2 protein-coding genes are annotated in these 855 nt (G+C 47.1%); one reads left to right on the forward strand and one right to left on the reverse strand.

The window, feature by feature from the left end; translation table 11 throughout:
- On the forward strand, window positions 1–494 hold a 494-nt coding region (locus GJA01_RS15085), incomplete at its 5' end, for an integrase core domain-containing protein (RefSeq protein WP_255312290.1).
- On the opposite strand, the gene GJA01_RS15090 is transcribed toward GJA01_RS15085, so the two are convergent.
- The gene (locus GJA01_RS15090; RefSeq protein WP_099282507.1) at window positions 491–697 is read right to left on the reverse strand and encodes a helix-turn-helix domain-containing protein; all 207 of its coding nucleotides are present in this window, start codon (window positions 695–697) and stop codon (window positions 491–493) included. The two genes, GJA01_RS15085 and GJA01_RS15090, sit on opposite strands and share 4 nt — an antisense overlap.
- Window positions 698–855: the final 158 nt, after the last annotated feature.

Genomic DNA, 855 nt, shown 5'->3' on the forward strand with positions numbered 1-855 from the left:
GCCGTCAGAATGGCGGCATGACAACAACCGGGTATAGCTTATTCAAACCCAAAAACTGTCCGAACAGACGGGACCACCTCTCCTTTCCTTTCCGGATCACGCATATCCTGACCGACCGAGGCTCGTGCTTCACTGCAGACGCCTTCGAGAAAGCCTGTCAGAATGTCGATCGTCGGCGAACCAGAGCGTATTCCCCTCAGACGAACGGGATGGTCGAGCGGTTCAACGGTCGCATCGCAACCGAGGTTCTGCCGATCAACGTCGCACACCACACGGATCTCGAAGTCCTGCTGCATGGGTTCAATCACGCCTATAACCTGCGCCGACAGCGAGTTCTGGGCGGCCTTTCGCCTACCGCCAAAGTCGCCGAGCGCCTCAGGCAGAGACCACGTCTGCGTAATCTAAGCTATAAAACTATGACAGAAGTCAGTATCATGAACGACGTCGACCGTATCATGGTTTACGCCAATGACGTCTCACAACCTGACAGCTAGGAAAGAAGGTTACTAGGGTTTATTTCTAATGCGGATATCAAGCGCATAAGTTCTTTAGGTGTTGGCCTATACTGTCCAGATTCAATTGAAATAAGAGCCTTAGGGCGTATATTTGTCATTTTTGACAAATCTTTAATTTCTAATTCTGCATTGGAGCGAGCAGAAAATACTTTTTTTGCAATGATTTCAGTCAAATTTTCCATTTATTTCAAACCTTTGCAAACGACAAAAAGACGCCATATTTCAACTCGATGACCCTTGCATTGACGATAATTTAACGCTTTGTGTGGCAAAAAATTCTTAGCGTTTCGTTAGAGAACGTTTTGACACACCGAGAGTTTCATAACATGCCTCCAGAACT

The organism is Gluconobacter japonicus (assembly GCF_002723975.1).
Classification (GTDB): domain Bacteria; phylum Pseudomonadota; class Alphaproteobacteria; order Acetobacterales; family Acetobacteraceae; genus Gluconobacter; species Gluconobacter japonicus.